General features: G+C 61.7%; 5 protein-coding genes. 2 read left to right on the top strand and 3 right to left on the bottom strand.

What is annotated here, in order from left to right; all coding sequences use genetic code 11:
- Nucleotides 1–82: 82 nt before the first annotated feature.
- Both HMPREF2836_RS02115 and HMPREF2836_RS02120 read right to left on the bottom strand, forming a co-directional pair.
- Nucleotides 83–1,663 carry a glycosyltransferase 87 family protein gene (locus HMPREF2836_RS02115; protein ID WP_070629294.1) on the bottom strand — a complete coding sequence of 527 codons (1,581 nt, stop codon included), beginning with the start codon at nt 1,661–1,663 and terminating at the stop codon, nt 83–85.
- Entirely contained in the window at nt 1,660–3,048 is a 1,389-nt protein-coding gene (locus tag HMPREF2836_RS02120; RefSeq protein WP_070629296.1) for a glycosyltransferase 87 family protein, read from the bottom strand. Before HMPREF2836_RS02120 ends, HMPREF2836_RS02115 begins: the two co-directional genes overlap by 4 nt.
- A gap of 330 nt (nt 3,049–3,378) precedes the next feature.
- On the opposite strand from HMPREF2836_RS02120, the gene HMPREF2836_RS02125 reads away from it, so the two are divergent.
- Nucleotides 3,379–6,273 (top strand): multicopper oxidase domain-containing protein, encoded by a 2,895-nt coding sequence (locus HMPREF2836_RS02125; protein WP_070629298.1) that lies wholly within the window; start codon nt 3,379–3,381, stop codon nt 6,271–6,273.
- Nucleotides 6,274–6,487: 214 nt separating this feature from the next.
- On the top strand, nt 6,488–7,372 hold the full coding sequence (locus HMPREF2836_RS09495) for a lytic transglycosylase domain-containing protein (protein ID WP_049346496.1): 885 nt from the start codon (nt 6,488–6,490) through the stop codon (nt 7,370–7,372).
- A gap of 190 nt (nt 7,373–7,562) precedes the next feature.
- On the opposite strand, the gene HMPREF2836_RS02135 is transcribed toward HMPREF2836_RS09495, so the two are convergent.
- Complete coding sequence (locus tag HMPREF2836_RS02135; RefSeq protein ID WP_070605188.1) at nt 7,563–8,774, bottom strand: cytochrome P450; 1,212 nt, start codon at nt 8,772–8,774, stop codon at nt 7,563–7,565.
- Nucleotides 8,775–9,043: the final 269 nt, after the last annotated feature.

The raw sequence follows: 9,043 nt of genomic DNA on the forward strand, positions 1-9,043 counted from the left end.
CTTTTATACCCGGTGAAAGCTGTGCACCTGCTGGATGCGCCCGCCGCCGTGAGCAGGCAGCAACCGTGAGCGGGCGGTTTCTTTAGCGGGAGTACTTCGCCTCCGCCAGTTCGGCGCCCGCGGCGTGTGCTGCACGCTCCACCAGCTGACGATTCGCCAGGTACACAAAAAACGTCACCAGAATAAACAGGTACATCAGCTGGTACGGCATGGTGCCAGCCATCAGGCCCAGGGAGCCTTCCGGCACCATCAGAATCTGATCCGCGTTGAAGTGCGGGGAGAACGCCAGCACAATCCAGAACGGCGAAATGTACATGCCCACCAGCGCCGCAGTCGCCAAGATAACAGCCAGCGTGAAGACGAAGGAGCTGACCCTCTGGTACATGAGCGGGAAGATTTCCATGACCACGGCGGCGAGCATCAGCGGGTACCAGGTGTTGTGGTGCGACCAGCTAATCGGCGAAATCTGCAGCATCATGAACGCGGTCAGCGCCAGCTGCGCCATGAGTGCGCGGGCACGAATCAGCGGAACCAACAGAACCGCCGTGACCAGCACAATCAGCAGAGTCAACGCCACCTGCACCACCGACAGGGCGGTAGCCGTCAGGTGATGCTGCAGGCCCGCGTGGGTCAGCGTACCCATAATCGACACGTTATCGAAGTAGCTGAACCAGCCCACACGCGAAGTGTCATGCACCGCATGGAACCAGAACGTCAGCGACTCCTCACGGATCACCAGGAAGCCGATACCCACGGTCGCGGCGAAGCTAGCACCCAGGGTCGCAATGCCCTTCCAGTCCTTACGCATGAGCAGCAGCAGACCGAACGCGAGCGGGGTCAGCTTAATACCCGCCGCAATACCCAGCAGCACACCGCGCGGAACGCGGGTTGCCGGGCGCATAAAATCAGCGAGAATCAGCGCCAGAATGATGGCGTTAATCTGCCCAAAATGCGTGGTCAAACGCCACGGGCCGCACATCCAAATCAGCGCCGCAATCAGCGACACCATGCCCCAATGACCCAGGTGCTTCTGCAACGGCAGACGCCACGAGCGGCTACGCGCGTAGGAGTACAGCAGGTACGCGCACCAGTAGCTGAGCGCGCAAATAATGGCGGTAATCAGCAGCATGCTCTGCGGCTCGGTGAGGAACGCGAGCGGGTAGAAGAGCAGCGCCGCAAACGGCGGGTAGGTAAACGGCAGACCGCGCGTGCGGAAAGTGTACAGCTGGTAGCCGTCCGGGCCGTCCGCCAGGGAGACAGCGCCCAGGCGGTACACGTAAATATCGTCAGCCGCCGCGTGCGTCACGTAGTCGAAGGCGTAGAAGGCAACCAGGATGAACAGCAGGTGCGCCCAGAGAGCACCGCTGCGCATGCCGGGGATGCGGTCAAAGAAGCTGCGACGCGCAGGCTTAGCGAGCTCCTTGGCGGTTTCTTCGGCGACTTCTTCCTTTGCCGCTTTTTCCGCGGTGGCTACAGAGGATGCGGCGGGCCCAGCACTTTCTACAGTGCTTTCAGCAGCCGGTTCCGCAACCGGTGCAGTAGTAGAGCTAGCCGAAGCCCAGGGAATCCTCGGTGCAGCCGCCTCGGTATTCTCCGCGGTCGTAGCTAAGTTCTTGTCAGTATTCTTCACAGGGGTCTTTTCTAGTTCCTTGTCGCGGCTCACGCGGTTGCCTCACGGGAAGCGGCGGCGCGCACAGACTCGGCGCTCTCGGTCACCAGGGCGCGAGCGCCCCACCAGCCCAGAGGCGCATCGCTACGCACGGAACCGTACTGCACGGGCTCAACCTTCGCGCCACGCACCGGCGCGCTCAGGGCGGCAATAGACCAGAGCGTCATCGTCATCCACAGGCAGAACGCGGGAATAGCCGAAACCGCCAACGCGCCCGGAGCCAGCTGCTCCAAACCATCCGCGCTACCGTGGAACCACGACGCAATCCTAATCGGCGACAGGTACAGGCCCAGCACCGCAACCACCGCGAACACCGTCGCCGTCACCCGCAGCCACGCAGGCTGAACCGCAAAATAGGTCGGGAACGCGTCCATGATGAACACGGCAGCCAGCAGGGGCAGCAGCACGTTGTGGTGCGACCAGCTAATCGGCGACAGCGCCACCATCAAGGAGGCGGTCACCGCCACCTGCGCCAGCGCGGCACCGCGGCGTTCCAGCTGGTACAGCAGTGCGGCAGTCAGCACAATCGTGACCAGCGCCAGGGCGTAGTAGACGGGCTTCGCGGCGCTCTCAGAGAGACCGAAGTGCAGCAGCCAACCCTGAATCGAGACGTTATCCACAAAGTTCAGTCCACCCACACGGGAGGGGTTCGTCAGCGCGGAGAACCAGAACTCCAGTGCGTCCTCAGGCATCAGAATGAAACCCAGCGCAATGGTGCCGAAGAACGTTGCACCCAGGGTCGCGATGCCCTTCCAGTCGCGGCGGACCAGCAGAATCAGACCAAACACGAGCGGGGTCAGCTTCACGCCGCCCGCAATACCAATCAGCACGCCGCGCGGCACGCGGGTTGCCGGGCGCACAAAATCGGCAAGAATCAGCGCCGTAATGAACGGGTTAATCTGAATCAGGTCCAGGGTGCGCTGCCACGGCCCCGCCGAAACCACCAGAATAGTCAGCACCGCAATCGTGCCCGCACGACCAAAGTACTGCTGCAGCGGCAGTTCACGGCCGCGCGCATTCACGTAGTTGTAAATGATCGTGGAAATCCACCACGCCACCACAGCCGAACCGACCACCATAATGACCTTGCCAACTTCCAGCGGAATAAAAGCAAACGGCAAGAACAGCATTGCCGCGAACGGCGGGTACGTGAACGGCGGCTTAATCACGCCGTGATCGTTCAGGGTCGGGGAGTATAGGTCCTGGGTAAAGCCCTCGTTATCGAAAATGGTCATCGCACCCAGACGGTAAATGGAGAAGTCCATACCGCTGAAGGGGTTGGTGAGCATTTTGACGACGTATCCACCGCCAACAATGAGGATGAGTGCCACAATAGCGATTTTTCCCCAGATGGGGGTGGTGGAGTCAGTCCTTGTCACGAGGTGTTTGTCCTTACCTTGGTGCCGGCGGATGCGCGCGTAGGGTGGGCGGGCATCTGATTTTGGAATCCTAATAGTTTATCGCGCGCACCTGTGAAGGATGCATTGGGGAGAAGAATCACAGGGGGAGATTCGCAGGGGAAGAACCGCTCGAGCACACAAGCACAACTATCACGATATGAGCTGCCTTCATATGCACGTCATGTCTTCAAAATTGGTACTATCCGGGCAATATAATGGGCTTATTGGCACCCGCCCCAACGCAGGGGTACCGGGTGCCGACCCGCACACCGACGTCCACGAACAACCAGCAGTGAAAGCAGTGATCACGTGAGTGAACATCTCGGCACCCCACCCGAAGGCGAGAACACGAGCGGCAAGCCCGCAAACGTCTCCGGAGGCGGCTCCTCCGGCCTGAGCATTGGCGCGCGCCCGGCTGATGTGCCCGGCGCAAACCTCACCCCCGAAGAGATTGCACGCCGCGCATCCGGTCGCGGTACGTGGCATCGTCGCGCCTCCAAGCCCGTCTCCCACTGGATGTTTACCCTTGTCGGCGTACTTCTGCTGCACAGGTTTATCCCGAATAGCGGCTGGCTGATGGTGCACATTGTCACCCTCGGCCTGATTACGAACTCGATCCTGATTTGGTCGCAGCACTTCACCGAAGCGCTCATGAAAATCAAGATTCCTGACGAGCACCGCGGAACCCAGGTGCGCCGAATCTTCATTCTGAACGCCGGTATTCTCGTGCTCATGATCGGCATGGTCGGTCAGCTGAGCGTGCCCGGCCTCTACGCCGCCACGGTGGTGGGCGCCCTCATTGTCGGGTCGATGGTCGCCTGGCACGGCATCTACCTGCTGAAGCAGGTGCGTCAGGCTCTGCCGTCGCGGTTCGGTGTGACCATTCGCTTCTACATTGTTGCGGCGTTGCTGCTGCCCCTCGGTGCGGCGTTTGGCGGCATGATTGCCTACCCGAACCTGTCCGGCACCCTGCATTCGCAGTTCCTGCTCGCGCACGAGGCAGTGAACGTGCTCGGCTTCGTCGGTATTACCGCGGTGGGTACGCTGGTGACGTTCTGGCCGACCATGCTGCGTACCAAGATGGTGGATAAGGCGCTCACCCACAGCCTGCGCGCCCTGTACCTGATGTGCGGTGGCTTGGCGTTGACCGTTGTCGGCGCGATTTTAGGGATGCGTCCGCTTGCTGCTGCGGGTCTGGTCGTCTACCTGGTTGCCCTGCTGATTGTCGCCTGGGTGATGGTGCGTACCCTGCGCACCAAGCGCCCGAATGAGTACCCGCCCATGAGCGTGGGTATGGGCTTCCTCTGGCTGATTATTGGCGTAGCGACCACCGCCTACATGGTGGCAACCGTCCCCTTCGCGCAGCTGGATGTACGCGCCGTAACCCCCATCTTCGTGGTCGGCTTCCTGCTGCAGCTGCTGCTCGGCGCGATGAGCTACCTGCTGCCGCAGCGCATGGGTGGCGGCCCGGCGGTGGTGCGCGCCTCCAACAAGGAGTTCAGCCGTTTCGCGGCGGCACGCGTAACCGCCGTGAACCTGGCGCTGCTGATCTTCATGATGCCCAGCTCCATGGTGGGCCAGTCCATTAAGATTGCCGTCGCTATCGTGGGTGCGTTGGCGCTCATGGCGTTCATTCCGCTCATGGTGCGCGGCGTGAAGGCGTCCGTGAATACCCGCAAGGAAATGATGGCAGCACGCGCCCGCGGCGAGAAGCCCGTCTTCAACCAGGAGGCGCTCACCCCCGAACCCGTCCCGCACGCCAAGCAGAGCTTCCAGGCGGCACTCGCGGTTGCCATGGCGTTCCTGCTGGGCTTCGCCGTGAACCCGTCCGCGTTGAACCTGCCGTCGTTCTCCTCGGCGGGCTCTGTGGCTGCGACCGGTCAGACCACCACCGTGCAGGTGAAGGCGACCAGCAACTACCGTTTCACCCCCGCCGAGGTGGAGGTCCCCGCCGGTAACCGCCTGGTCGTCGAGGTCACCAACGACGACAAGGGCATGACCCACGACCTGACCTTCGACAACGGTGCGACCACCGGCGTTATCAACCCCGGCGAAACGAAAACCGTTGATGCCGGTGTCATTACCGCCGACCAGGAAGGCTACTGCTCTGTGGCGGGTCACCGCTCCCTGGGCATGGTGTTCAAGGTGAAGGCGACCGGCGCCTCCGCAAACCAGGTGGCGCAGGGTGGCCACAACCACGGTTCTACGGGCACCCACAACCACGCCGCGTCGGGTAGCACTCCGACCCTCATGACCGTTGCGAACAGCAGGATTGACATGTCCGCAGCGCCCGGCAGCGGCTACAAGTACCGCGACCCGAACATCCCGGCGCCGAACACCGCCACGCAGGTGAACGGCAAGACCGTCCGCAAGGTCACCCTGGAAGTTGAGGAAGTCGACCGCGAGGTGGCGCCCGGCGTGACCGTTCACATGTGGACGTTCAACGGGCAGAACATGGCACCGATTCTGCGCGGCAAGGTCGGCGACATTTTTGAAATTACACTCATCAATAACGGCACGATGGGCCACTCGCTGGACTTCCACGCGGGCATGGTCTCCCCCGATAACACAATGAAGACCATCGCCCCCGGTGAGCGTCTCGTCTACCGTTTTGAGGCGAAGGGCGCCGGTATCTGGCTGTACCACTGCGGTACCGCCCCGCTGAGCCTGCACATGACCCAGGGCATGTACGGCGCGGTCATTATCGACCCGGCGGACCTTGACCCGGTCGATCACGAGTACGTGATGGTTCAGGGCGAGGCTTACCTGCACGACACCGGCAAGACCGCCTCCGACGGTAACAAGCTGGCGGAGAACTCGCCGGAGCTGATTGCGGCGGGCACCCCCACGCTGACCATGTTCAACGGCCACGCAACCCAGTACAAGGCGAAGCCGCTGCAGGTGAAGAAGGGCGAGCGTATCCGTGTTTGGGTAATGGCTGCGGGCCCGAACCACGGCACGAGCTTCCACGTGGTCGGTTCGCAGTTCGACACGGTCTACAAGGAGGGCGGCTACCTGATGCGCCGCGGCGCAGATGCGTTCGGTAGCCGTGACGGCCACAGCCAGGCACTCGATTTGGCGCCCGCTCAGGGCGGCTTCGTGGAGATGCAGTTCCTAGAGTCTGGCACGTACACGTTCGTGAATCACTCCTTCTCGGAGATGGAGCGCGGTGCCGCCGGCAAGATCGTGGTGACGAACCGTTAGGGACTCCTGAAGCTCCCCATCATGGATTGACCCCGCCTGGTGCTCCCTGTCAAAGGTGTACCGGGTGGGGTCATCCTTCACGTGCACGGAGTCTGTACCTGCACTTGATGTTGACTCCGGTAAAGACGCGCCAAGAACTCTCTGACTATGGTTTTCACCTCAACGGAGGGGAGTTTTTTCACCATAAACGGCGATGGTGCGCTAGTCTATAGGAATGGCAGATAGCACTTCGGGCGCCCCTTCCGAGCGTAACGCTACGAGCGCCTCCAACCACATTTCCGTTCCGGCGGATCAACAAATTTCTCCTCGGCAGCGTAAAGCTTTCCCGCTTCGCTTTCTCGCCGGGGTTCTTGCGCATTGGCAGATTATTGCCTCTGCGGTCCTTCTGGGTGGCGGTGTTGCCGGCCTGGCAGCCACCTATGACGACTACTGCGGCATGACGGAGCTTTCGTATGCTCCGGCGGCTCTCCGATCCGATTTTGAGGAGGGCTCTAAGGTGGCGGGTTTCCGCCCCGGCGTACTGGCGGCGCAGATTGAGACCGAGAGCCACTGGCGTGTGGGCGTTGAGTCCCACCAGGGCGCTAAGGGTATTGCACAGTTCACTGATGACGCGTGGAGCGGCGGCCACTACAGCTTCGGCAATGGCGGTAATGTTCTGAACCCGCACGATGCGATTGCGGCGCAGGCACGCTACTTGGCTGAGTTGCGTACTCGTTTGGCGAAGTACGCTTCCAATGAGGATGAGCTGCAGGATGTGGTTCTCGCCGGTTATAACGCGGGTCCGGGTTCTGTGGAGAAGTACGGCGGTGTTCCCCCGTATGAGGAGACTCAGAATTATGTGAAGTCGATTCGCGAGCTGGCGAATTCGAAGTATAAGCTGACCTGCTCCCCCGAGTACCAGTTCAAGCAGGCGAAGTTGAGCTTCGTTAATGGTGTGACTCCGGCGATGGCTGGTGTTCATGCGGACGGTACAGCTCTGTCCCCGGAGGAGTCGGCATCGGCTGCGGCGGAGGCTTCTGCGAGTGCTTCGGCTCGTGCATCTGCGAGCGGTTCTGCAGGTTCTTCGGTGAAGCCTTCGACAACGAGTTCCGGCCGCTAGATTTAGCTTTATTGAGTATTCCACCAGGCTATATAGCCGTCTGGGAATATTCCGTTTTATCTATAGTGAGCGGCTGATACCGGCCGCCACTACCCTACTATTCACTCTTATATTTACTCTTAACAGCGCGAGGCGCCGACCCCCATTCTCAGGGGTTCGGCGCCTCGCACTTTTTAGAGCTGGAGCGTGCCTAGTTGAAGATGGCGCGCACGACCGAGTAGCCGGAGACCGGGTACACGGCGTTCACGGTTGCGGGCTTCTCGCTCTCGTCCGCGATCTCAATGGACTCGGTGCCGCGCAGCAGCTCCTCGAGCAGGATGCGCAGTTCCAGGCGTGCCAGGGGCGCGCCGGGGCAGACGTGGATGCCGTCGCCGTACACGAGGTTGCGGGACTGGTCGCGGTGCGGGTTGTAGGTGAGGGCGTCTTCGAAGGCGTCCTCGTCGCGGTTGGCGCTTGCCCAGTTGATGGTCACGCGGGAGCCGGCGGGCAGGGTGCGGCCGCCGAGTTCGGTGTCCTGGGCGGTGATGCGGCGGTTGGTGACGAGGGTGTCTTCGAGTCGCATGATTTCTTCGACGGCGAGGGCGATTTCGCTGCGGTCGTCGAGTGCATTGCCGTCGGCGAGGGATGCGCGCAGGCGGTCCTGTTCGGCGCGGTTGCGTGCCAGGAAGTTGACGAATACGCCCACGGTTGCGGAGACGGTGGACAGCTCGCCCACGGTCCAGTTGCGGATGAGGCTGACGATTTCTTCGTCGGTCATGGTGCGGGGTTCTTCGCCGGGCAGCTGCACGGTGTCGGTAAGCAGTTCGGCGGTGACGTCCTTGGGGTTGCCGGCGGCAGCGTCCTCGCGGCGTTCGTCGAGCAGCTGACGGATGTAGCCGTCGAATTCGAGGGCGACCTTAGCGATTTCTTCGCGGTCGCGGCGCAGGGTGGCGACGCGGTTCTTTTCGATCCATTCGGTGAGGGGCTGTTCGAGGCATGCGGGCCAGCCCATGAAGGCGTTCTGCACGCGCATTGCGTATGCCTGACCGAAGCCCTGCATGACGTCTACTTCTTCGCCGCGGGGCAGTTCTGCGATGAGGGTCTTCACGGCGTCGCGGATGACGGGTGCGAACTTTTCGAGGCGTTCGGGGGTGAAGTACTTGTCGTTGACCGCGCGGAAGGTGGTGTGTTCGGGGGCGTCCATGCCGTTGGGGACGGCGATGTGGCGGGTGGAGACGACGTTGGAGTAGATTTCGGGGTGGTCGAGTACGTGCTGTACGTCGGCGTTTTTGAAGACGGAGTAGCCCATGAATTCGTCGTGGGCGACGGGGCAACGGCGGCGCATTGCGTCGTAGGCAGCTACCTGGTTCTTCTGGACCTCTTCGCTTCGGAGGTCCCAGTCGTTGTGTACGTTCTCAGTCATTGTTCACCCGTGTTCGTTATAGAGTTGTGGCGTGCTGGATGCGGGCGTCCGGGCGATGCGTGTGTGCAGGGTCGGGCGTGCATTTCAGCACGTGAATCCATTAGTTCTTCTTTGACCGTATCATTTATGGGTTGGTGGCGCAGGGTAGGGGTTCCTTGCTTCTCCTTCAACGAACAGTGCGGTGGGGCGAGGGGCGGCGGGCCACGGGACGCATGAGGCGGGCGGCCCCTCCCCGGTGGAGGGGCCTCCCGCCTCATTCATACCTAAAA

The sequence above is a fragment of the Rothia sp. HMSC065C12 genome (genome assembly GCF_001812085.1).
Lineage (GTDB): Bacteria > Actinomycetota > Actinomycetes > Actinomycetales > Micrococcaceae > Rothia > Rothia mucilaginosa.